The organism is Streptomyces sp. NPDC003038 (assembly GCF_040611115.1).
GTDB lineage: Bacteria > Actinomycetota > Actinomycetes > Streptomycetales > Streptomycetaceae > Streptomyces.
Map to the genome: position 1 here is coordinate 78,394 of NZ_JBEXNN010000012.1, position 20,703 is coordinate 99,096.

General features: G+C 70.9%; 27 protein-coding genes. 26 read left to right on the forward strand and 1 reads right to left on the reverse strand.

Going from position 1 to position 20,703, the window contains the following annotated elements:
* The first annotated feature begins 224 nt into the window (after window positions 1-224).
* Window positions 225-824, forward strand: a complete 600-nt coding sequence (locus ABZX75_RS17405; protein WP_355411249.1) for a hypothetical protein — start codon at window positions 225-227, stop codon at window positions 822-824.
* Between the two features lie 96 nt (window positions 825-920).
* Window positions 921-1,445: a hypothetical protein gene (locus ABZX75_RS17410; protein WP_355411251.1), complete on the forward strand. Its 525-nt coding sequence runs from the start codon at window positions 921-923 to the stop codon at window positions 1,443-1,445.
* A 51-nt stretch (window positions 1,446-1,496) separates the two neighbouring features.
* Here ABZX75_RS17410 and ABZX75_RS17415 read toward each other — a convergent pair whose 3' ends face one another.
* The gene (locus ABZX75_RS17415; RefSeq protein ID WP_355411252.1) at window positions 1,497-2,111 is read right to left on the reverse strand and encodes a hypothetical protein; all 615 of its coding nucleotides are present in this window, start codon (window positions 2,109-2,111) and stop codon (window positions 1,497-1,499) included.
* Window positions 2,112-2,272: 161 nt separating this feature from the next.
* Between ABZX75_RS17415 and ABZX75_RS17420 the strand changes: the two genes are divergently transcribed.
* From ABZX75_RS17420 to ABZX75_RS17535, 24 genes are all read left to right on the forward strand, one after another.
* On the forward strand, window positions 2,273-2,698 hold the full coding sequence (locus ABZX75_RS17420; RefSeq protein WP_355411253.1) for a hypothetical protein: 426 nt from the start codon (window positions 2,273-2,275) through the stop codon (window positions 2,696-2,698).
* A 35-nt stretch (window positions 2,699-2,733) separates the two neighbouring features.
* The gene (locus tag ABZX75_RS17425) at window positions 2,734-3,501 is read left to right on the forward strand and encodes a mucin-2 (RefSeq protein ID WP_355411255.1); all 768 of its coding nucleotides are present in this window, start codon (window positions 2,734-2,736) and stop codon (window positions 3,499-3,501) included.
* Between the two features lie 161 nt (window positions 3,502-3,662).
* Window positions 3,663-4,019: a hypothetical protein gene (locus ABZX75_RS17430; RefSeq protein ID WP_355411257.1), complete on the forward strand. Its 357-nt coding sequence runs from the start codon at window positions 3,663-3,665 to the stop codon at window positions 4,017-4,019.
* A 133-nt stretch (window positions 4,020-4,152) separates the two neighbouring features.
* The gene (locus tag ABZX75_RS17435) at window positions 4,153-5,067 is read left to right on the forward strand and encodes a hypothetical protein (protein ID WP_355411259.1); all 915 of its coding nucleotides are present in this window, start codon (window positions 4,153-4,155) and stop codon (window positions 5,065-5,067) included.
* A gap of 37 nt (window positions 5,068-5,104) precedes the next feature.
* On the forward strand, window positions 5,105-5,368 hold the full coding sequence (locus ABZX75_RS17440) for a hypothetical protein (protein WP_355411261.1): 264 nt from the start codon (window positions 5,105-5,107) through the stop codon (window positions 5,366-5,368).
* Between the two features lie 124 nt (window positions 5,369-5,492).
* Complete coding sequence (locus tag ABZX75_RS17445; RefSeq protein ID WP_355411263.1) at window positions 5,493-6,089, forward strand: hypothetical protein; 597 nt, start codon at window positions 5,493-5,495, stop codon at window positions 6,087-6,089.
* 34 nt (window positions 6,090-6,123) lie between these two features.
* On the forward strand, window positions 6,124-6,486 hold the full coding sequence (locus ABZX75_RS17450; protein ID WP_355411265.1) for a hypothetical protein: 363 nt from the start codon (window positions 6,124-6,126) through the stop codon (window positions 6,484-6,486).
* Window positions 6,487-6,572: 86 nt separating this feature from the next.
* The gene (locus ABZX75_RS17455; protein ID WP_355411267.1) at window positions 6,573-7,034 is read left to right on the forward strand and encodes a hypothetical protein; all 462 of its coding nucleotides are present in this window, start codon (window positions 6,573-6,575) and stop codon (window positions 7,032-7,034) included.
* Between the two features lie 156 nt (window positions 7,035-7,190).
* Window positions 7,191-7,703 carry a hypothetical protein gene (locus ABZX75_RS17460; protein WP_355411269.1) on the forward strand — a complete coding sequence of 171 codons (513 nt, stop codon included), beginning with the start codon at window positions 7,191-7,193 and terminating at the stop codon, window positions 7,701-7,703.
* A gap of 136 nt (window positions 7,704-7,839) precedes the next feature.
* A complete protein-coding gene (locus ABZX75_RS17465; protein ID WP_355411271.1) occupies window positions 7,840-8,139 on the forward strand; it encodes a hypothetical protein in 300 nt (99 codons plus the stop codon).
* Between the two features lie 65 nt (window positions 8,140-8,204).
* Window positions 8,205-10,958, forward strand: coding sequence for a DUF3560 domain-containing protein (locus ABZX75_RS17470; RefSeq protein WP_355411273.1), 2,754 nt, complete (start codon window positions 8,205-8,207; stop codon window positions 10,956-10,958).
* 116 nt (window positions 10,959-11,074) lie between these two features.
* Window positions 11,075-11,473 carry a hypothetical protein gene (locus ABZX75_RS17475; RefSeq protein ID WP_355411275.1) on the forward strand — a complete coding sequence of 133 codons (399 nt, stop codon included), beginning with the start codon at window positions 11,075-11,077 and terminating at the stop codon, window positions 11,471-11,473.
* Between the two features lie 162 nt (window positions 11,474-11,635).
* Window positions 11,636-11,923 carry a hypothetical protein gene (locus ABZX75_RS17480; protein ID WP_355411277.1) on the forward strand — a complete coding sequence of 96 codons (288 nt, stop codon included), beginning with the start codon at window positions 11,636-11,638 and terminating at the stop codon, window positions 11,921-11,923.
* 60 nt (window positions 11,924-11,983) lie between these two features.
* Window positions 11,984-12,295, forward strand: coding sequence for a hypothetical protein (locus ABZX75_RS17485; RefSeq protein WP_355411279.1), 312 nt, complete (start codon window positions 11,984-11,986; stop codon window positions 12,293-12,295).
* 55 nt (window positions 12,296-12,350) lie between these two features.
* Entirely contained in the window at window positions 12,351-12,662 is a 312-nt protein-coding gene (locus ABZX75_RS17490; RefSeq protein WP_355411281.1) for a hypothetical protein, read from the forward strand.
* A gap of 25 nt (window positions 12,663-12,687) precedes the next feature.
* Window positions 12,688-13,713: a DUF3560 domain-containing protein gene (locus tag ABZX75_RS17495; protein WP_355411283.1), complete on the forward strand. Its 1,026-nt coding sequence runs from the start codon at window positions 12,688-12,690 to the stop codon at window positions 13,711-13,713.
* 136 nt (window positions 13,714-13,849) lie between these two features.
* On the forward strand, window positions 13,850-14,251 hold the full coding sequence (locus ABZX75_RS17500) for a hypothetical protein (protein WP_355411285.1): 402 nt from the start codon (window positions 13,850-13,852) through the stop codon (window positions 14,249-14,251).
* A gap of 78 nt (window positions 14,252-14,329) precedes the next feature.
* Window positions 14,330-15,157: a methyltransferase gene (locus ABZX75_RS17505; RefSeq protein ID WP_355411287.1), complete on the forward strand. Its 828-nt coding sequence runs from the start codon at window positions 14,330-14,332 to the stop codon at window positions 15,155-15,157.
* 47 nt (window positions 15,158-15,204) lie between these two features.
* Entirely contained in the window at window positions 15,205-16,245 is a 1,041-nt protein-coding gene (locus ABZX75_RS17510; protein WP_355411289.1) for a hypothetical protein, read from the forward strand.
* A gap of 115 nt (window positions 16,246-16,360) precedes the next feature.
* Window positions 16,361-16,597 carry a hypothetical protein gene (locus ABZX75_RS17515; RefSeq protein ID WP_355411291.1) on the forward strand — a complete coding sequence of 79 codons (237 nt, stop codon included), beginning with the start codon at window positions 16,361-16,363 and terminating at the stop codon, window positions 16,595-16,597.
* A 98-nt stretch (window positions 16,598-16,695) separates the two neighbouring features.
* Window positions 16,696-18,489: a DNA cytosine methyltransferase gene (locus ABZX75_RS17520; protein ID WP_355411293.1), complete on the forward strand. Its 1,794-nt coding sequence runs from the start codon at window positions 16,696-16,698 to the stop codon at window positions 18,487-18,489.
* A gap of 107 nt (window positions 18,490-18,596) precedes the next feature.
* Complete coding sequence (locus ABZX75_RS17525) at window positions 18,597-18,872, forward strand: hypothetical protein (RefSeq protein WP_355411295.1); 276 nt, start codon at window positions 18,597-18,599, stop codon at window positions 18,870-18,872.
* A gap of 125 nt (window positions 18,873-18,997) precedes the next feature.
* Entirely contained in the window at window positions 18,998-19,951 is a 954-nt protein-coding gene (locus ABZX75_RS17530; RefSeq protein ID WP_355411297.1) for a magnesium chelatase domain-containing protein, read from the forward strand.
* An 80-nt stretch (window positions 19,952-20,031) separates the two neighbouring features.
* Window positions 20,032-20,697, forward strand: a complete 666-nt coding sequence (locus tag ABZX75_RS17535) for a hypothetical protein (protein WP_355411299.1) — start codon at window positions 20,032-20,034, stop codon at window positions 20,695-20,697.
* The last annotated feature ends 6 nt before the right edge of the window (window positions 20,698-20,703 follow it).

Below are 20,703 nucleotides of genomic sequence, written 5' to 3' on the forward strand. Positions count from 1 at the left end.
TGTGCAGGGCCTTCGGCATGTTCGGTTGCATGACCGGAACGACGGCTTTCGGGTGGGTGCTCCTCGGCGGGCGCGTCGCGGAGGCCGTCGCGGAGCTGACCGGCGGGGGCCACACTTGCTGGAGCCGCATCTTGCCCAAATCATCTTGGATATGGAGAGTAACTCAGGGCTGTTTGGGTCAATGATGAAGGTGTAACCACTCACCGACCCGAAGGGCCCACACAGTGACCGACAACCCCAGCTCCTACGCGGAGACCTCCCCGCTGGCCGCCGCGGCGCTCGCCTTCGGCGACCTGGTCGAAGAGACTGACAGCCGGCGGGCCGCGATCCGCGTGCACCACTTCGGGACCACCCAGGCCGCCCGCGAGGCCGCCGACCGCGACGAGATCGCCGACGGCGACGTGATCGTGGTCGACGCCGAGCAGGTCGTCGGCTTCCTCGTCATCGCCTTCCCGGCCGCCATCACCGACGAGCGCGGCACCTTCCCCCACCTGACCAAGCCCGGCCGCGACTACATGGGCGAGGACTACATGGACAGCATGGTCGTCGCCGAACGCGAGGCCCGCGCCCGCGGCTTCCTGATCCGCGACGAGGACGCCCAGGGCCGCATCCGGTCCATGCGCCACCTGGCCACCGCGTCCGCCGAGCGGGTCCGCACCGACCCCGACCCGGAGAACCTGGAGTGGAAGACGGCCCTGGCTCGGCTCACGACCGCCCACGCGTACCTCAGCGAGCACGACCCGCTCACCGCCAGCGCCATCGAGGCCGGCGAGGCCGAGGCCGCCGAGGTCTTGAAGCGCCTCGACGGCACCGTCCGCCACTGACCACCCCAGGGGCGGGCCGACCGGCCCGCCCCTGCCCCACCTAGCTGCCGACGACGGTCAACTAGCCACCCCGCCACCACCCCAGCAAGGACAGGCATGAACAAGAACCCCACGTCCGACACCATGGCGACCGCCTTCCGGGCGGCGCGCGACAGCGCCCGGTCGGCCGCGAAGGCCGCCGCGCACGTCGCGTGCCTCTATCTGATCGAGGCCAACGGCGGCCGGGGCGGCATCCACGAAACGTGGAGGGGCGAAGGCCCCGATTCCTGGTGCAAGATGTGGGCCCCCGGCGTCGACGCGTACATTCTGACCGAGTCGTTCGGCGACCGGGCCCGCGTAGTCTTCCGCTGCCTGGACGAGGCCGCGTACGAGCGGATCCGGGGCGGAGCCGAGGATCGCGACGCCTGTCACCACGACGAGAACTGCGCGTGCGACGACGCCCCGTGGCCGGCCCTCGGTGAGCTGGTCGTACCGGGCACGAGCGAGGTCGGGTTCCGTAACGGCGAGGTGCGCGGCTTGGTCACCCGAGGGGCGTCATCCTCGACGCTCGACCTCACGCTGGACGACGAGCCGGTGAGCGAGGTCGCCGCCTTGATCCGTCTGGCCCGCGCCGACGGCTGAGACACACGCACTGACGCCCCGTTCTCCCTTGGAGGGCGGGGCGTCGTGCTGTCACCGTCGGACGATGCTCGGGTCTGCCCCCGGCTGCTGCACGTACCAGTCGTACGGCACGGTGACCGCCTTCGGGACACCGTTCTCCTCGATCAGCTTGTGGTCCGAACCGCGCTTTCGGCGGCGCGGCACGTTGTGCGCGCGGGCGATGACCCGTACCTGCTCCTGGCTCCAGGGCAGGTGCTTGGCGATCTCCGCATTGGTCAGCGTCGGGTGAGCCTTCAGCTCGTCCGCGATGCACTGCTCCAGGGCGGCGCGAGTCTTCTTCACGTCGTCGCCAGCCAGGTGCCACGCTGCCAGGAGGTCACGCAGTCGCTCGCTTGGCTTGTAGACCGGCGGTTCCCCCTCACTCTGGCGGTGCCGCTCGCGCGGTGGAATGTCCCGGCTGGCCATGAGCAGCCGCAGCATCTCGTCCGTCCACGGAAGATGCTCGGCGAGCACCGCCAGAGTCAGCTGCCGGTTGTCCCGCAGCTCCTGGGCAACGCCCTTCTCCAGAAGGTCCTCGCGGGCCTCCGGCTCGGTCTCCTCCACGGCCTTCTTCCAGGCGGCGAGGCAGTCGCGGAGCCGGTCGCTGGGCTGGTAGCCGCCCGTGGGCAGGCTGTCGGTGGTGGCCATACCGGGAGTCTGGCACAAGGCCGCCGGGATAAACGTGACCGCCAGACCCAAGGAATGGAAAAAACGGGCCTGACCTGCACTTTTCTCGCCCAAACGAGTCTGGATAAAGGTGGGTCGGGGAGGACTGAGGATGACACACTCACCCCCCCAAGGAGCAGCGGATGTACGACGTCACCATCAGCCACCCCGCCCTCGGCGACCGGGTCTACGCCTGCCGGACCGGCGGTGAGCTGCGCACCCTCGCGTACGGCGTCGCCCGCGCCCAGGGCCAGGACGTCACCGACGACGGCCAGATGATCAGCGACGTCGGCGGGCTCCGCTCGCAGGCCGACATCGACGGCACCGGCATCCTGATCGTCGGCGCCATCACCATCAAGGCCGAGCCCGCCGACCTGGCCGCCGCGCCCCGCCGGTCCTTCGACCGCGACGCCCTGATCGACCTGGCGGCCGCGCTCGACGACGCCGAGCTCGACGCCGCCGGCGGCTGCGGCGACTGCGGCCTGGACGCCGACGAGATGTGCTCCGCCTGCGGGCGCTGCAACTGCGACCGGCACGACGCCTGCGTGCGGCTCACCGTCCGCCCGTAGCCCGACCCCACCACCACCGAAGAACGGAGCACCCCGTGCGTAACTTCGCCACCGCCCAGGCTCTCGGCTCCCGCGCCCTCCAGTGCGACGCCACCGCCATCCACACCGCCCCCGACGGCTCCCGGGCCTACGTCCTGCTCGACGGCATCGGCGACTCCCAGACCGTCCGCGACTGGACCCGTACGGCCGCCCGCCGCGTCGCCCGAGCCGCCTCCCGCAGGGGCGACGCCGAGGCCGGACTGCGCCACATCTATCAGGGCTACGCGGCCGACCCGGACCGTCAAGACCCCTACATGCGGCGGTACATGCCGTCGGCCGCCGCGGTCGTGGCCGTCACCTCCCCCGGTAAGCCGCTCTCGGTGGCCTGGTGCGGCGACTCGCGCGCCTACCTCCTCACCCGCGGCATCACCCGCCGGCTGACCGAAGACCACAACGACCGCCGCGTCCACCCGCCGACCGCGGGGTACCCCGAAGGCGGCAACCGGAACGCGATCACCTCGTACCTCGGCAGCGTCTACGACGACGAGGAGCTGATGGACCGCTACGGTCACCCGGCGATCGAGACCGCCACCGCCAGGCTGGACGGGCCCTGTCGGCTCCTCCTGGCCTCCGACGGGGCGTACGAGCCGCACGCGGACGCCGGACACGACCTCTACACGGAGCTGGACGACGACCCGCTCGACGACGTCACCCGCGACTTCGTCACGCTCGCGGTCGCGACCTCGCTGCGGACCACGGCCGAGAAGAACCCCGTCCGGCCCTACGCCGACAACGCGACCGTCCTCCTGGCCGACCTCGCCTGACCGCCCCGGCGCCCGGCCGCAGCCCGCGCGGCGGCGACCGGGCGACGGGGCCCGCTTGACGAATCTTTGACCAAATCCACTTGGATAACAGAGTTACCCCAGATGTGTTTGGTCAATGAAGAAGGTGTAACCCACTCCACCACCACCCCCAGGGAGTCGCCATGGCCACCACCACCGAGCCCGAGATCCGGTGCACGAAGTGTGGCCGGCGACTCCGTAACGACAGCCCCGACGGGCTGGGACCGAAGTGCAGGCGGAAGGTTCGCAAGGCCGCCCGCTCCAACGAGCTGGACCAGTACAAGCCCCACCTCGTGGAGAAGGCGGCCGAGCTGCTGGAGCAGGGCGGCATGGTCCCGCTCCGCGACACCGGCAAGAACGCCGTCTACCTCGCGGTCAGCAGCGACGGCCTGGAGGTCTACAGGACGGCACGGGCGGCCTGCACCTGCCCGGCCGGCCTGCGCGCCACCTACATGTGCGCCCACCGCATCGCCGCCCACGTCCTGGCCCTGGCCAGCTGAAAGGACCGCCACATGGCCACCCGCACGACCCGCTGCGAGGACTGCGGCGACCAGATCGAGATCGACGACGACGGCTTCCGCACCCTCTGCGGATGCGATGTCGCCGAGTAACCCACCCCACCAGGAGGACCGCATGACCAACCACACCGAGAACGTCGCCCGCCGCCTCGACCTGCTCGCTGGCATCGTCCAGGACCGCGCCCACCACTCGCAGCCGCACCTCATCGACCGGCTGGTCGCGCTCCTCAAGAGCGCGGCGGCCACCGCGGCGGTCGCCCCGCTGGAGGACGGCCGGACCGTCCCGGCCATCACCCTGGACACCGTCCAGGAAGCCTCGGACCTCATGGAGGCCCACGACTTCCACATCCCCGCCTCGATCCTCGACTACGTCCTGGCACCTCCCGTGGGCGACGTTCCGCCGATGAAGGCGCTGAACGCGGTCACTGAGAAACTGGCCCGCGAGGACTTCGAGTTGCAGAAGCGCCGGAACACCGTGCTGCAAGGCGACCGACTGAACTCGGACGACGACGAGACCGTGGCCTGGGCGCTCCGGGCGCTGGTGAGCATCCTCTACAAGCGCGACCGCCTGGCCGCCGTGGTCGCCGCCGACAACGCCCGGCCCTGCAACAAGGGTCTGACCCCGTTCCACTTGGTCGCGCTCCAGCAGCAGGCCAAGAAGGCGGCGGCCAAGGCCGGACCGACCGACGGGGAGAAGCTGATCGCGGCACTCGGCGCGTACGGCATCCCGGCCTTCCTCGCCGAGGACTGCGGCGTCTCCTACGTCCTGGTGGGCGTCGACCAGACCGCCGACGAGGGCGAGGCCCACACCGGCCCGAAGGTGTTCCTGTACTCCGGCGAGAACGCCGACCGTACCGCGGCCGAGCACGACGAGCCGTGGACGGCCGCTCTGTACGACGGCGACGGCGAGTACGTCTGCCAGCTGTTCACCGCGCAGGCGGGCCTTCCCATCGAGGCCGAGTGCGCGCACGCCACCCTGTGCCTGGCGGCCTGGCTCGCCGACCACGCCGACCGCTACCCCCGCGTCTGATCTCCCCTCCGTTCACAGCCCCGAAGGAGAACCCACCATGTCGGATCACGCCATCACCTGCCAGCACCCCGTGCCCGCCTACTTCGCGATGCCCTGTGTGCGCTGCCTCCTGGGTGACAGGCGCTCTCAGGCGACCGTCCTGATCAGCGCGACCAGCGGCCACGGGCTGGCGGCCTGCGAGGCGCACCGCGAGGAGACGGCGAGGGTCGTCCCCGAGATCGAGGTGGACGACGACGGCGTGCTCCGGGCGCTGTTCGCGCTCACGGGGCTCGTCCCGACGGCCGGGCCCGTCGGATCCTGACCCGCGGCTACTTGACGCCTCTTTGACCAAATCATCTTGGTTTATGAGGGTAAACCAAGGTGGCTTGGTCAATGAATGAAGTGCGACACACCACCACACCACCCCACAGAAAGGGGCACGGCGCATGTTCCACGAGACCGTCACCCACGCCAGCGGCGAAAGCAGAGGCCACGCCAGCGAGGCCCACGGCCTACTCCTCCTCCGGCGCGCACTCAAGCGCGGCCACGCCATGGAGGTCACCCCGGCCGGCGGCGCCGTCATCACCTGGTCCCTCATCGGCCACGGCGGCCGGGCCGTCGTCCGCTCCATCACGCTCGACCCGCACACCCCGGTCGGCACCCTCACCGACGACACCGCGCGAGACCTCGGCGTCATCGACAGCGCCGGCACCGTCCGCTACGAGCTGCGCGACGGCCGCCGGATCATCACCGCGGGCATGTACGAGATCCCGCCCCTGACGACCGCCCGCTACCGCGCCCGGAATCTCGTCACGGCCGACCGCTACGACCGCGTCCGGCTCACCCTGACGGCCTGCCTCGGGCTCCTCGCCCGCCAGCACCAGCCCGGCACCGGCACGGCCCTGTGCGCCTGCGGCCTCACCGCCCGCGCCGGAAGCCCCGACGAGGCCCACTCCCTGGCCCGACGTCACCGCCAGCTCGTCACCGCCGAGTTCGTCGACTCCATCCCCGCCGGCTTCGCCGCTGCCGTCACCGCCTCCTGACCCACCACACCCCGAACAGAACGGACAGCCCGCCATGAGCACCAGCATCTTCGACCGCATCGCCACCGACGGCACCGGCGACGGCCACGCCGTCATCCGCATGGCCGACGGCCACCGCATCACCCTCACCACCCGGCCCGGCTCCCCGTTCGGCATCGACGAGGCCTTCCTGTGGCCCGGAGTCGACGCCCCCTGCAACGACAGCTGGGCGAACGAGGACTCGGTGGAGCTCTGGCTGACCGCCGGTGACACCGGGCAGGACGGGGGTCGCCTCTTCTACGAGGTCCCCGTGGAGGACGTCCGGGCGCTCATCGAGGAGCACGGCGGCGAGCACGCCGACCAGAGCCCGGCCACCGACGACGAGATCCGCGAGCTGATCGCCAAGCACTCGGCCTGAACCCCCCGCTGGATGTCCGGACGTGTCCGCCTTGACCTCGGACACGTCCGGACGCCCGGCCAGACCGTACAACAGGAGGACCCCCGATGAGGATCACCAAGAGCATCGTGCGCGGCGTCCACGCCACGGCCGCCACACTCATCCCCGCCGACGACGTCCAGGCCGAACCCCGCCACCTCCGCGAGGCCGTGAACAAGGCGATCGACTGCCGGTACGGCGACGAGGCCCTGTCCGACCAGACGAAGATCCGCCGCAAAGCCCTGGACGAGGCACCCGACTGGTCCGGCCGGTGGACCCGCAAGGACCTCGTCGACGAGCTGCACCGCTCCGGCCGCAAGGGCCTGGACCTCCGCGACCTGGTCGGCACCCGGTACACCGAGGCGGCGGCCCAGATCTGGTTCCACGGTTCCTACAGCTCGGCGCGCGTCATGCCCGGCCTCCCCACCCACAAGGGCCTGTCCTTCGGCGGACGCCCCTGGCTCTGGCTCTGGACGGACGACGACACCCAGATCAACCCGACCGTCGTCCGGGCCGCGTACGCCCACTGACCCGGACACCGTCCGGACAGCTTGTCCGGACGGTGTCCACCCAGGTAAAACCCACGCCCCGCCCGGCCGGACGGCCGGAACGGACAGCGTCCGGACACCGCCCCGGACGTGTCCGGACACCCCAGGCGGCCACCCGAGGCAAGGAGAACCACCCCCATGAATCCCTACCAGCTGACCCCGGAGCGTTACGGTGGCGAGCCCCTGTACGCGGGTCTCGAACACGACTACAGCCAGCGCGAGCGTCCGTTCACCGTCACTGTGGCGGGACCGGAGCGCCACGACGGCGGAAGCCCCACTACCTACGTCGTCACCGCCTGCTCGACCGAGAAGGCGTGGGCGCAGGTGCTCGCCTGGCACATGACGGCCGAAGAGACGCCCGACTGCTTCGTCCTCGAGGACGGTTCCTTCGAGGGGATGCCCGGCGGGCGGGCCGGCATCGATTGGAGCGACCTCCGCCCGGAGCTCCAGCGGCAACGCGCGCTCGACGACCTCGCCGACGACGCCACCGAACTCGTCCGCGCCTTCGACGAGGCCACCCGAGCCCACATGGACCCCGACGGCGAAGTCCGGCCCGAGCACCGCGCGGCGTACGAGCGGGCGGTCGCCCGGGTCCGCTTCGACGGCTGGACCATGGTCCGCGCCCTGTCCGCCCTCGACGGCCGCGACTGACGCCCCCCGCGGCCCCGCCCCTGACCTGGGACGGGGCCGCAGAAATCCCACAAACTTTCTTGGCTAACAGAGTTACTCCAGAAAGCCTTGGTCAATGAAGAAGGTGTAACAACCACCACAGAACCGGAGAAACGCCATGGCTCTTACCGATCGACGCTGGAAGATCCGCTACAGCTACCCCGCACCGGCCGAGGCGTGGTGGGCCCGCGACGGCCTGGAGAAGAACACGACCTACCTCAACAACGGCGAGGAGAAGCTGACGCCCGAAGAGGCCGCCGCGATCGTCGCCCGCGAGTACCGCCACGAGGGCCCGCTCACCGACATCACGGTCTGGCAGGAGACCCCCGAGGAGCGCGACCGGCGCCTCGCCGCCCAGCGCAAGGCAGAGGCCGACGAACGGAACGGCATCTGGTGGGGCATGGGCGGCGCCAACTGACCACCCCACCCCAGCGGCCCGGCACGCAGGCGCCGGGCCGCACCCATCCCCGAAGGAGGAACCTCATGGCAGTCGTCAAGACCGCCCGCACCCCCAGCATCGCCATCGCCCGCGCCCTTCGCCGGCTCGGCCTCACCCAGGGCCGCGGAAAGGACTTCCGCGTGGAAGGCGAGTACCGCGACGGCGAGCGAGTCGCCACGTACGTCCTCACCCTCACCCAGCACGCGGACGAGACGGTCGCCGCCCACGCGGACGACATCGAGCGCTGGGCGAGCGAGGACGGCGGCTGGTCGTTCAAGGTGTCCGTCCGGTACATCGACGGCAAGCCGCGCCCGATGATCACAATCACCAACGGGCCGGTCGAGCGGGTCCGCGAAGACCCGCCCACCAGCACCCCCGTGCCGGAGCCGGAGGCCCAGCCCGAGATCGAGGCCGAACCCGCGCCGGAGCCGGCGGCCCAGCCGGAGCCGACGGTCAGCGCGGCGGTTCTCGAGGACCCGGCGGAGCCGGAAGAGGAGGAGCAGCCCCCGGCGCCCCCGAAGGCGTCGGTGACCATCACCCACACGCGGGCGGACGGGACGCTCCTGGGCGGCTCCAGAAAGGGCGACGGCGTCTTCGAGCTGGTCCGGCCGTTCGGCTTCCGGCCCTTCCGCTCCATCGGGATGCTCGGCATCCAGCACTCCCGCGACCGGGAGGCGGACACCTGGCGGATCAACCGCGCGACCGCCGCGCTGCGGGAGGCTGGATACGAGGTGACCGTCGAGATTGACGAGACGAAGCGGCGCAGCTTCGCGGAGGCCGAAGCCGAGCGGCTGGAGCGAGCTGAGGACCGCGCCGTGCGGTACAGCGACCGCGCCGACCGCGCCGCGAGTCACAGCACCGCCCGGCGTAATGCGGCGATGGGCGCGCTGGACGGCATCGAGCCCGGCCAGCCGATCCTCCGGGGCCACCACAGCGAGCGCCACCACCGGCGGGCTATCGAGCGCAGCGACAACCACATGCGGAAGTCGATCGAGGAGCACGGCAAGGCCACCTACTACGGTCACCGGGCGGAGGCGGCCGAGCAGTACGAGGACCGCCGCTATGACCCCAACCGCACCCGGCGGCGGCTGGAGACACTGCGGGCGGACCTCCGATGGAACGAGCGGGAGCGCAACGGGGCGTCGGACACCAGCCGGTACGACCGGCGGATCGAGGACCTGAAGGAGGAGATCGCCCACTGGGAGGGCGTGGTCGAGAAGGCCAGGCTGGACGGCGTGAAGCTGTGGGAGGCCGACGATTTCGCCCCCGGCGACTTCGCGCGCTACGGCGGCTGCTGGTACCAGGTGAAGCGGGTCAACCCGAAGACGCTGAGCATCGCGTGGAACCTCCGGTTGGCCCCCAAGTCGGTGATGACGCTGGAGGACGCCACCGAGTGGGGATCGGTCGGCACGTTCACCATCGACTACAGCAAGATCGCCGCCCGCTGCCCCGAAGAGGCGATGCGGGCCTTTCTCGCGGCCGGCAAGGTTCCCGGTACCAGGTCGGCGTGGGCGGCCTCCGAGGCGCAGCCGGCGAGCGTGGTGCGCGAGGCCCAGGCCGCCAAGCCGAAGGAGAAGCGGCGCAGCGACCCGAAGGTCCCCAAGCGGGTCAAGGTGGTCTCGGAGTGGGACGCCACCGAGGCCACGCTGACCTACCTCGACGGGCGGGGGAAGTCGCACAAGCTGTACGAGCCGGTCACAATCAGCGCGCCGGACGGCGAGAAGTTCACCGAGGCGGCATCATCCCGGTCGCTCCTCGCGGCGGTGAAGCAGTACCTGGAGGAGCACGGCTTCCAGTACCAGGGTGACCGGTGGTCAGGTGGCTCTAGGAGCGGCCTGGTCCGGCCCATCGAGCCCATCCCGGCCGCGCCCGCCGAGACGGCCTCGGCGCCCGAGCCGGAGCCGGAGGCGGAGGTCCGGGCGGTGGAGGAGACACCGGCAGACGAGCCGGATCCCGTTCCGCCGGTGGACGAGCCAGAGCCCAAGGCGCCCTCGGCGCCCGAGCCCGCCGACGACCCGGAGCCAGAGGAGGCCCCGGCCGACGAGCCCGCCCCGCCGGTCGAGACCCCGGAGGAACTGCGGCTCCAGCGCGAGCAGGCGGCGGCTCTCGGCTGGTCCGCCGGTCAGGCCGAAGTCGTCCTCGCCGCGGCGGCCGGACGGCTCTACCGCCACGCGTTCGGAACGCTCCACTGCCAGGACCAGCCAGGCACCGCAGGCCGAGCCATCTCCAACCACCGACTCGGCGCCCTCGTGAAGGCAGGGTTCCTCACGGTCGGCACCCCGGACGCGACCAGGAGGCGCCCCATCCTGGTTACCGTCGACGGACGCCGGGCCGCCACCGTCTGGAAGCGCTGGCAGCCCAAGCCCGTGGAGATGACCCGCGAGCAGGAGTGCGAGCGGCTGCGCCCCCTCCTCCACGGCGAGCAGGCCCGCAGGCTCGCCCGGCAGGCCCAGGAGGCGGAGGCGAAGCGCAAGGCGGCCCGCCAGGAGTTCCGCGAGGCCCACGCCCGGCTGATCGCCTGGCAGGACCGCGAAGACCGGCTCTGGGCGGCCTGGGCGAAGGTGAACGACATCGCGTACCGGCTCCAGCGGCGCCCGGCCGGCTGGGTGCCGACGGAGGAGGAGATCGCCGAGCACCGCCTGGACCCCGAAGTCGTCGCCGAGCTGCGGGAGGACGCGGAGAACCCGCAGCCGAAGCCTGAGCTGCCGGACCTCAATCAGCGGCCGATGGAGGAGCTGCCGCCGATGGCGGCCGACGACCAGACGCCGGAACAGCTCGGCCTGTTCGTAGTCGCCTGACCTGCACGATTGACGATTCTTTGACCAACCTTTCTTGGATATCAGAGTTACCCCGGAGGGGCTTGGTCAATGAAGAAGGTGTAACACACACCACCACAACCCCCAGGGAGCCCGACATGGCCACCATCCTCACCCCCACCTTCACCACCACCGTTCCGGCCTCGGAGCTGGAGGCCGGGATGCTGGTCTGGCTCGACGGCGCCCGCCGGTGGGTGTTCGAGGCCGCGATCGACGGCGAGACGATGCGGCTCCGGATCGAGGGCTTCAACACCCCCTTCACCGTCCCGGTCACCTGGACGTACACGGTCCACACTCCGATCGCCCCCACCTGGATTCCGGCGGCGGAGCTGGAGGCGGGGATGCAGATCCGGATGGACGGCATCCGGCGGGTTTACGAGGCCGCGATCGACGGCGAGACGATGCGGTTCTGGATCGAGGGCTTCAACACCCCCTTCACCGTCCCGGCCACCTGGACGTACGCGGCGTACATCGCGCCCGCCACCTGCGTGGCCTGACGGCCCGTCACAGCCCGGCCCGGCACCCGCGGGGCCGGGCCTCGAACCCGCCCGATTGACCACTCTTTGACCAAACTTCTTTGGATATCAGAGTTACCCCAGATGTATTTGGTCAATGAAGAAGGTGTAACACACACCACCACAAACCCCAGGGAGCCCGACATGGCCACCGCCACCGCCCGCAAGCCCATCACCCCCACCGCCCTGACCGCCGACGAGCTGGCCGACTTCCTGGCCGAGCAGGTCACCCCCCTGCGGGCCCTGTTCAAGTCCGGCAACCCGGACACCCAGACCGGGTCGATGGTCGTCTACGACGGCGTCATGGGCATCGTCAAGGCCCTCCGCGCCGGAGAGATCGCCCCGGTGGTCGCCCAGGTCCGGCTGGTCGGCATCAACCGGCGGGCCCGCCACTACCGCGTCCGCACCGTCACCGCCCACCGCCCGGCCTGACCCCTCTCCACCCCGGCCCGGCACCCGCCGGGCCGGCCCCCTCGCCCCGGAAGGAACTCCATGAGCCAGACCACCAACCCCGCCATCCCCGCCGACGTCCTCGGCGAGGCCGTCGGCCGGATCGCCGGATTCGCCGCCCTCTCCCTCCATGAGTCCTTCCCGAACGTCGACCTCGATCAGCTCACCGAGACCTTCACCCGGTCCTGCGCGGTCGACATGATCAGCGCCCGGTTCCTCGCCGGCCTGGGCAACGGCCTGACCGCCGGTCAGGCCGCCGCCGACGCCGGAACGGCCCTCATGCGGGGATGGGCTGAGGCCCGCCTCGCCGCCCGTGCCCACCTCGACGCCGAGGCTGCCGCCCCCACCGCCTGACCCTCCTTCACGGGCCCGGCGACCGCCGGGCCCCCACCCCTCCGAGAGGACCGAAATGACCGCTAAGACCACCATCGGCCCGAAGCTCACCCCCGCCCAGCGGCTCGCCGGCGACCAGGCGCTCGCCCGCGCGCTCCGCAACGCCATCAAGGGCGGCCACGTGGCGGTCGCGCTCTACGAGGACGGCGTCGAGATCAGCGGCCCGTACGACACCGTGCTCGTCTTCCTCAGCCGCCGGTTCGAGTCCCCCACCGCGCTCGCCCGCTTCCTCCGCATCCACAAGAGCTTCGTCACCGACCAGCGCGAGACCGGCCAGACCGACAAGTCCCGCCGCCTCCCCAACCCGTATGCCAGCGACGGCCGCTGAGCACCCGACACCAAGAGGCAAAGCCATGGCAGAGATCACGATCAAACACACGCGAGCCGCGGGCACGCTGATCCACGGCTCGGAGCCCGGCGACGGCGTCCTGGAGGCGCTGAACCCGTGGGGCTTTCGCTACGCCCGCTCCGTCGGCTTCGTCTACCTGCGCGGCTCCCGGGACCGCGCGGCGGACACGCGCCGGATCCAGGGCGCCAAGGCTGCCCTGGAGGCCGCCGGGCATACGGTGACCCTGGACATCGACGAGACCACCCGGCGCCCCTTCGGCGAGGCCGAGGCCGAGCGGTACGAGCGGGCCGGAGTCCGCGCCGAGCGGTTCGGCGCCAGAGCGGACCGTCTGCAGGAGTCCTCGGACGAGAAGTGGAAGCGCGGCAGGGAGCTCGCAGCCAGCTATCAGGGTGAGCCGGTCAAGGTCGACCACTACTCGGCCGGACGGCACATCCGGGACCTGGAGCGGGCGCGCACGCTCGCCGGGCAGTCGGTCGCCGAGCAGCAGGAAGCGGACCGGTGCCGGAGCCGGGCGGACAGCGCCGCGTCCTACGAGAAGGGTCGCAAGCACCCGGGCGCGACCCTCCGCCGCCTGGACCGACTGAACGCCGACCGGCGGCAGTTGGAGCGGCAGATGGAACGGGTCGTCCGGACCGCGGAGGGGTGCACGGAGGCGGGCAACCCCCTCGACCCCGAGCTGATTGTGGATCACCTCGCGAAGCTCGACGCCGACCACGCCGACCTGTGCGACCAGATCGCCCACTGGGACGCTCACCTCCTCGAGGTCCAGGCGGCCGGCGTCAAGATCTGGGGCGAGGGCGACTTCACGCCCGGCGACTACGCTCAGCTCGGCGACCGCTGGTACCTGGTCCTCCGGGTCAACTCCAAGTCCCTGACCGTCCCGAAGTCGGTGGACTGGAAGGCCAGGGTCTACAGCCGGGACAACCAGTCCGGCACTGCCACGAGCACCCTCCCGTACGACAAGGTCATGGGCCGGATGAGCGGCGAGGAAATGGCCGCTCACCTCCAGGCGGAGGCCGCGGGCGAGTAGCGGTCAAGGGGCTCGCGAGCCGGGCCCCTTGACCCACCTTTGACCAAACTTCTTTGGATATCAGAGTTACCCCAGATGTATTTGGTCAATGAAGAAGGTGTAACACACACCACCACAAACCCCCCAGGAGCCGGACATGGCCACCGACACCGACAAGCTCATCCCCGCCGAACTCGCCCAGCAGATCGCCGACCAGGCGACCATCCCCGGCATCAGCCCCATCCGCGAGGCCCACGTCTTCAACCTCCTCGCGATGGCCGGCTACACGAACCCGGACATCGGCAGCATGATCGGCCGCCGCGCCTCCTACGTCGGCTGGCGGTTGGACCTCCTCCAGCTCACCCCGGCCGGCCAGGCCGCCCTCGAAGGGGACCGGCTCCCCGCGAACCTCGCCTGGCACATCGCCCTCCTCAGCGAGCCGAACCAGTTCCTCATGCTCGTCCGCTGGGCCCGCGGTGAATTCAGCAGCGCCCGCCACGCCGAGCGCTACGCCCGCGCCATCGGCGACGACGAGAACAGCGGCGGCGTCCCGATGTGACCCTCCACCACCACGAGCGCCCCGCCCACGGCGGGCGGGGCGCCCTCAGCCATGCCCGCACGCACCAAGGAGCACCCGATGCAGATCCCCACCGACCTCCTCACCGTCCTCACCGACCCCCGCACCGTCATCACCGACGACCGCGTCCAAGTCCCCTTCGAGCTCGACCGCGCGCTGTACCAGCGGCTGAACGTCATGCTCAAGGACATCGGCGGCCGGTGGGACGGCCGCAAGGCGGTCCGCGCCCACACCTTCCCCTTCCCGGTCGAGGAGTTCATGCGGGCCTGCCTCGCGGCCGGAGCCTGGCCCTCCCGGTTCGACCAGGGCTGGTACCCCACCCCGCCCGCAGTGGCCTTCGACATGCTGGAGCACGCCTCCATCCGGGTCGGTCACACCGTCCTGGAGCCCTCCGCCGGCACCGGCGTGCTCGCCCAGCGCGCGGCCGACCAAATGGGCATCGTCGACTGCGTCGAGATCGACCCCCGCCGCGCTCACGTCCTCCGCGAACTCGGCATCGCCCGCCAGGTCACCCAGGGCGACTTCCTCGACCTCGACCCGGCCGGCATCGACGAGCCGTACGACCGCATCCTCATGAACCCCCCGTTCAGCGACGCCATCGGGCACGTCATGCACGCCCTGAACTTCCTGCGCGACGGCGGCACCCTCGTCGCCGTCATGCCGGAGTCGATCAACTGGCACAGCGACCGCAAGGCCGTCGAGTTCCGCCAGCTCGTCACCGACGCCGAGGGTGACGTCATCCCCCTCCCCGACGACGCGTTCCTCTCGTCCGGGGCGCGGATCCCCACCGTGCTCCTGCGCCTGGACGCCGAGCCCGGCGGCCCCCTTCCCACCCACGGCTGGCTCCAGCGGCAGCCGCTCCAGCTCGACCTGTTCGCTATGGCCTGACCAGCACCGGCCACCACCACCCAACCCATTGCACGGAGGTATCCGTCATGACCAGCACGACCCCGGAAATCACCCAGCCCGAACTGGCCCGCGCGATCGACCGCGTGGCCCACATCCTCCAGGCCCGCGTCGGCGGCCACGCCAACGGCAGCGCCCACCTCGACCGCAGGGTCCTCCTCCAGGTGGCCGCGGACCTGCCGCCCACCCCCCACTTCGACAGGAACGCCTGGGTGGAGGCGTGGAAGGGCAGCCGCCTCGACGGCACCCTCGCCCACCGCAAGGCCCTGTACCGCGCACTCTGCGAGACGGTGGCCGACGCACTCGAGGACGATGACAGCGACACCTGGGAGGGACAGCAGGAACCGGCAGCGCTCCGTCGGCTGGCCTCCCGGCTCCGCAGCATCGACACGAAGGTCTGCATCGACGACACGCTCGGCCCGCTCGACGCCAAGGTCGACCCGGAGGACCGGTGGAACGGCTTCGTCTCGCCCCGCTTCACCCTGGACGCCGCTCGTGAGCTGGCTGCCCAGACGCAGCGGCTCGCTGAGGAATGCGGCCCCGAAGGCGTCGATACCGTGCACGTCATCGACTTCGGCGCCTCGGACGACAACGGTCGGCCGGTGGCGGTCGTCCTGAAGATCTCGTGGCTGTACCTGGAAGAGGAGGGCCCTCGGAAGGGCACCGACATCATCGAGCCCGACGAGGAAGGCCGCTACAACATCGGCGGCTGGGAGTGGGCGTGGGGCTTCGTGACCTGGTGGTGCGCCTGCGGGTCCTACCAGCCCTGGCACGTGACCGAGTGCGAGGGCTGGCAGTGCGGCCTCAGCCGCGAGAAGGGGACGGCCCTGGCGGGAGCCGCGCGGAAGGTCTTCGGCATCCTGCGCCGGCTGGCCCCCGAGGCGACGGAAGTCCTCGTGGAGGACCAGCGGGTGGTCGGCGTAATCGCCCACGGCGGTGAGCTCAACCTCGGCGACGGCGGTCCGTTCGACACCGAGACGCTCGGCGAGGCCGACGCGGTACTGCGGGACGCGATCGGCGACGACGCCGACGCCTACAGCCTCCCGTTCCTCTCCTACTACGGCCGCTGACCTGCGGTTTCCTTGACGATTCATTGACCAAATCCACTTGGATAACGGAGTTACCCCGGATGTATTTGGTCAATGAAGAAGGTGTCACCACTCACCACCACACAAGGGGCCCGACATGGACATCACCAACATCACCAACGCGGAGACCGGCCAGGCCGAGGAGGTCATCGTCCTCACCCGGCAGGACATGGAAACCCTCTCCCCCTGGCTCCACACCACCCTCACCGAGCAGGCCAAGGACGACGCCAACTCGGACCCGTGCCAGCTCCTCGGCGCCCTCCTCATCCGTTCTCACCGCCTCTACGGGACCCCGGCGCCCACCCCCTCCACGTGCATGTGCCACGGCGGCTGAACCACCCCGGGGGCCGCCGAGGCGGCCCCCACCCCTCAACTCCCACCGCCCGGCCCTCCCATGGGCCGGGCCCCACCACCCAGAACGGAACAGGTCGAATGCCCTGCATCTCCACCACCACCCGCGCGATGGCCTCCGCCTCAGCAGGCGCCCAGACCTTCGCCCGGCGCCGCGCCAAGGCGTACAAGCACGACGGCACCGAGCTGTCGGTCATGGACTGGTTCTGCGGGGCCGGCGGGTCCACCCAGGGGGCGGACGCCGTCCCGAACGTCCGCGTCACCCGGGCGGCGAACCACTGGAAGCGGGCGATCGAGAGCCACGAGCGGAACTTCCCCGGCGTCGCCCACTACATCGGCGACATCCGCAAGGCCCCGGTCTGGGCCTGGCCGATCGCGGACATCCACTGGGGCTCGCCGGAGTGCACCAACTGGTCCATCGCCCAGGGCAAGAAGCGGTCGTTCGCCAAGGCCGTACAGGGCGACCTCCTCGACCTGTACGCGGAGCTGGAAGCGGAGAAGTTCCAGACCGAGGACGAGCGCGACAGCGGCCCCACCGAGGAGGAGGAGGCCAGCCGGGCGCTGATGGAGGAGATCCCGCTCTACCTGCGGGGCGTCATCGAGCGCGGCGGGCTGGTCAAGGCGGGGGTCGTGGAAAACGTGGTCGACGTCAGGCAGTGGTTCGAGTGGGACCGCTGGGTGGCGGAGTTCCACAAGCTGGGCTACCGGACGAGGCTGGTCGCCCTGAACTCGATGCACGCCGACCCGCGCAGCGTCCACCGCGCCCCGCAGTCCCGTGACCGCCTGTACTTCGTGTACTGGCACAAGAGCCTCGGCCGGAACCCGAACTTCGAGAAGTGGCTGGCCCCCTCGGCGTTCTGCACCAGCTGCGGTGAGACGGTCAAGGCGCGGCAGGTGTTCCGGCGGCCCGGCGTCGACATGGGCCGGTACAAGAGCCAGTACGACTACCGGTGCCCCAACACGAAGTGCGGCCACCAGATCGTGGAGCCCGAGACGCTCCCGGCCGCGGCGGCCATCGACTGGTCGATCGCGGGCGGCCGGATCGGCGACCGCAAGACCCCGCTGGCAGAGAAGACGATGCGGCGCATCCAGGCCGGGCTGGACAAGTTCGCCCGACCGATGATGGTGCCCACCGGCGGCACCTGGCGGGACGCGGCCACCGACCTGCTGGACCCGATGCCGACCCGCACCACCCGAGAGAACGACGCGCTCGCGGTTCCCCCGCTCCTCGTTCCCTGTGACGGCCGGGAGGGCAAGAACGCCCGCTCGATCTACGGACCGATGCAGACCCAGACGGCCAGGGCTGAAGCCGGCCTCGCGTGGCTGCCGTTCATCACCGAGATCCGGGGCGGCTCCAGCGACGTCCGCGCGGTCACCGACCCGCTCGCGACGGTCTGCGCCAGCGGCAACCACCACGGCCTGGCCGCCGTCCCGATGCCGGGGATGATGATGCGGAACAACGGGTCGACCGGCGACGGCGGGGAGCACTGCACCGACCTGGCCGAGCCGATGCGGACCCTCACCACCACCGGCCACCAGTCCCTCGTCACCTGGGAACCCTTCCTGGCCCCGTACTACGGCAACGGCACCCCGCGCCCGGTCAGCGACCCCGTCGGCGCCCTCTCCACCCGCGACCGCTTCGCGCTCGTCCAGGGCGACATCAACATCGAAGACGTCCTGTTCAGGATGCTCCAGCCTCACGAGATCCAGAGGGCGATGGCCTTCGCCAACGACTACGTGGTGCTCGGCTCGAAGCGGGACCGCGTACGGCAGCTCGGCAACGCGGTCACCCCGCCGGCCGCGGAGGTCCTGATCTGCCTGCTCGCGGAGTGCATCACCGGCGAGGAGATCAGCCGCTACGCCATGGCCGCCTGATTGACGACTTCTTGACCAAATCTCTTTGGATATAAGAGTTACCCCAGAGAGATTTGGTCAATGAAGAAGGTGTAACCCACTCACCACCCACCACTACGGAGCACGCAATGAACCAGGCCATCCCCACCGCCAGCCAGGTCACCGAAGCCCTCGCCCAGGCCATCTACGGCACCCCTTTCAGCGAGATCGCCGACCCGGACATGGCCGCCAAGTACCAAGCGGCGGCCGAGGAGATCGCCACCAAGTCCCTCCACCGCAACGTGGTGGCCATCGCCGAGTTCATCGCCCGCGCTGAGTACGACGCCGAGTTCGCCATCCTCAACGTCTTCGAGGTCGGCTATTGCTCCTTCACCGCCCGCGAGGTAGTCGCGCTCCTGAACTGACCGTCCCGGGCAGGGCGGCCGGCGTTCCGGCCGCCTCCTGAGCAGACAGCACGGCCTCCACCCGGACCGTGCTGCCCGCCCAGGAATGCCACCAGGCGCTCCACCACCCCGCGAAGGGACCGACCATGGCCCGCAACACCCACCCCGCCCTCGCCTACCTGCCGCCCACCGTCTTCCCCGCCGACCCGATGACTGCCGCTCTCTCCCACGCCACGAACGACGCGCTCCACAACGTGACCCGCGCCCGCCAGGTCCTCCACCGCAACACCGTTGAATACGCCGCCCGCCTCATCCGCGCGGTCCTCCCCGAGGCTGTGGCCATCACCGCCGACACCGAGGACGGCGAACTCCACGAGGTCCGCGACGGCGACGGCAAGGCCATCTATCGCGCCCCCTTCACCCCGGCCAGCCCGCTGAGCGACGGCATCGCCGACGACGTCACCGCCCTCCTCCGCGATGCCTTCAAGTTCGGCGGGCTGGAAGACGCCGGATGGGAGACCGCGGCCGACGGCCTGCCGTACCGCTCGATCACCCTCCCCACCGGCAACCTGGCCGCGCGCGGCACGGCGGCCACCGCCTTCCCCACCCCCGAAGGCATGGCCACGGTGGTCGCCGAGTTCACCCCCGACGGCACCCCGGCCTTCTGGATCACCGGCCCGAACTCGATGTTCACCCGCGAGACCCGCGACCGCGTCCGCGCGGCCATCGTGAACAGCGGCCTGGAGTGGACGCCGGGCACCATGCGGATCGACGCCCACTGGACGGTCGTCCGCACCGGCTCCAGCTCCGACCTGACCCTGGCCTGCACCGCCCTCGCCGCCACCGGCGCCATCGACCCGCGCGCCCTCGGCCGCACGATCCTGATCGGCGAACTCGGCCTCGACGGCCGCGTCTTCCCGGTCCGGGACGCCGAGGAAGCCATCAACGCCGCCCGGACCGCCGGATACCGGCACATCATCGTGGCCGGCGAGACCGCAGAGAACGCGGCCGGGTACGACGGGACCGCGATCTACGGCGTGAGCACCCTCGGCGACGCCGTCGCCTACCTCGCCCAGATCGGCGAGATCAACAAGCGGTAGCCAGGACCGCCGGCGGGCCCGGGACCACCGCGGGCCCGCCCCCTGCTCCACCACCGACCGCCCGAGAAAGGACGCCCCCGATGGCCTGGGCCCTGCGACCGATCCGCCTCCCCGACGAGCACCTGCCCCACGGCATCGACAGCGGCAGCCCGACCTGCCGGGCCTGCGGCACCGCCTGGCCGTGCACGACCGCGGGGGAGTACCTGACGACCTGCAAGTGCACCTGCGGGGCGACCACCTGGGCGGACACGACGACGCCCCGGAGGTGGCACAGCGGCCCCCGCTGCTACACCGACGCCGAGGCCGTCGTCGCCCAGGCCGCGCTGCTCCGCCCCGCCCGCCCGCACTACCCGCCGAGCCACTACTACCCGCCGAAGCCCGCCCGGCCGAGGCGGCAGCGCCCGCCCTACCGGCACACCCCGGCCGGGCCCGGCGACGTGAGCATCGGCACGTGGGTCTGGATCCGCCCTGGAGCGCTGCACCCCGGATGGGGCGACATCCACCAGCTGGCCATGGTCACCGCCGTCGGCACCCCGAAGTGTGAGGTCTGGCTGATCCTCGACGGCACCGTCCATCAGGCCCGAGCCGATCACCTCATCCTCTCCACGTCCGCCGGACAGCGCGCCACGGGCGGCGCCTGGACCCGCTGGACGGTCGCCCAGCATCTCGCCCACCGGGCGGCCGGCGAGCCCGCCGAGGCCACCGTCGAGGCCGCCCAGCTCGACCTGTTCAGCGCGCCGGTCTGAACCCCC

What these genes read in the sequence shown, in the direction of transcription:
- ABZX75_RS17495 (WP_355411283.1), top strand. Translation starts at nt 12,688, where the DNA reads ATGGCAGAGATCACGATCAAACACACGCGAGCCGCGGGCACGCTGATC.
- ABZX75_RS17520 (WP_355411293.1), top strand. Translation starts at nt 16,696, where the DNA reads ATGCCCTGCATCTCCACCACCACCCGCGCGATGGCCTCCGCCTCAGCA.
- ABZX75_RS17435 (WP_355411259.1), top strand. Translation starts at nt 4,153, where the DNA reads ATGACCAACCACACCGAGAACGTCGCCCGCCGCCTCGACCTGCTCGCT.
- ABZX75_RS17445 (WP_355411263.1), top strand. Translation starts at nt 5,493, where the DNA reads ATGTTCCACGAGACCGTCACCCACGCCAGCGGCGAAAGCAGAGGCCAC.
- ABZX75_RS17460 (WP_355411269.1), top strand. Translation starts at nt 7,191, where the DNA reads ATGAATCCCTACCAGCTGACCCCGGAGCGTTACGGTGGCGAGCCCCTG.
- ABZX75_RS17515 (WP_355411291.1), top strand. Translation starts at nt 16,361, where the DNA reads ATGGACATCACCAACATCACCAACGCGGAGACCGGCCAGGCCGAGGAG.
- ABZX75_RS17490 (WP_355411281.1), top strand. Translation starts at nt 12,351, where the DNA reads ATGACCGCTAAGACCACCATCGGCCCGAAGCTCACCCCCGCCCAGCGG.
- ABZX75_RS17480 (WP_355411277.1), top strand. Translation starts at nt 11,636, where the DNA reads ATGGCCACCGCCACCGCCCGCAAGCCCATCACCCCCACCGCCCTGACC.
- ABZX75_RS17535 (WP_355411299.1), top strand. Translation starts at nt 20,032, where the DNA reads ATGGCCTGGGCCCTGCGACCGATCCGCCTCCCCGACGAGCACCTGCCC.
- ABZX75_RS17450 (WP_355411265.1), top strand. Translation starts at nt 6,124, where the DNA reads ATGAGCACCAGCATCTTCGACCGCATCGCCACCGACGGCACCGGCGAC.
- ABZX75_RS17440 (WP_355411261.1), top strand. Translation starts at nt 5,105, where the DNA reads ATGTCGGATCACGCCATCACCTGCCAGCACCCCGTGCCCGCCTACTTC.
- ABZX75_RS17470 (WP_355411273.1), top strand. Translation starts at nt 8,205, where the DNA reads ATGGCAGTCGTCAAGACCGCCCGCACCCCCAGCATCGCCATCGCCCGC.
- ABZX75_RS17415 (WP_355411252.1), bottom strand. Translation starts at nt 2,111, where the DNA reads ATGGCCACCACCGACAGCCTGCCCACGGGCGGCTACCAGCCCAGCGAC.
- ABZX75_RS17530 (WP_355411297.1), top strand. Translation starts at nt 18,998, where the DNA reads ATGGCCCGCAACACCCACCCCGCCCTCGCCTACCTGCCGCCCACCGTC.
- ABZX75_RS17475 (WP_355411275.1), top strand. Translation starts at nt 11,075, where the DNA reads ATGGCCACCATCCTCACCCCCACCTTCACCACCACCGTTCCGGCCTCG.
- ABZX75_RS17510 (WP_355411289.1), top strand. Translation starts at nt 15,205, where the DNA reads ATGACCAGCACGACCCCGGAAATCACCCAGCCCGAACTGGCCCGCGCG.
- ABZX75_RS17410 (WP_355411251.1), top strand. Translation starts at nt 921, where the DNA reads ATGAACAAGAACCCCACGTCCGACACCATGGCGACCGCCTTCCGGGCG.
- ABZX75_RS17500 (WP_355411285.1), top strand. Translation starts at nt 13,850, where the DNA reads ATGGCCACCGACACCGACAAGCTCATCCCCGCCGAACTCGCCCAGCAG.
- ABZX75_RS17455 (WP_355411267.1), top strand. Translation starts at nt 6,573, where the DNA reads ATGAGGATCACCAAGAGCATCGTGCGCGGCGTCCACGCCACGGCCGCC.
- ABZX75_RS17525 (WP_355411295.1), top strand. Translation starts at nt 18,597, where the DNA reads ATGAACCAGGCCATCCCCACCGCCAGCCAGGTCACCGAAGCCCTCGCC.
- ABZX75_RS17430 (WP_355411257.1), top strand. Translation starts at nt 3,663, where the DNA reads ATGGCCACCACCACCGAGCCCGAGATCCGGTGCACGAAGTGTGGCCGG.
- ABZX75_RS17420 (WP_355411253.1), top strand. Translation starts at nt 2,273, where the DNA reads ATGTACGACGTCACCATCAGCCACCCCGCCCTCGGCGACCGGGTCTAC.
- ABZX75_RS17465 (WP_355411271.1), top strand. Translation starts at nt 7,840, where the DNA reads ATGGCTCTTACCGATCGACGCTGGAAGATCCGCTACAGCTACCCCGCA.
- ABZX75_RS17505 (WP_355411287.1), top strand. Translation starts at nt 14,330, where the DNA reads ATGCAGATCCCCACCGACCTCCTCACCGTCCTCACCGACCCCCGCACC.
- ABZX75_RS17485 (WP_355411279.1), top strand. Translation starts at nt 11,984, where the DNA reads ATGAGCCAGACCACCAACCCCGCCATCCCCGCCGACGTCCTCGGCGAG.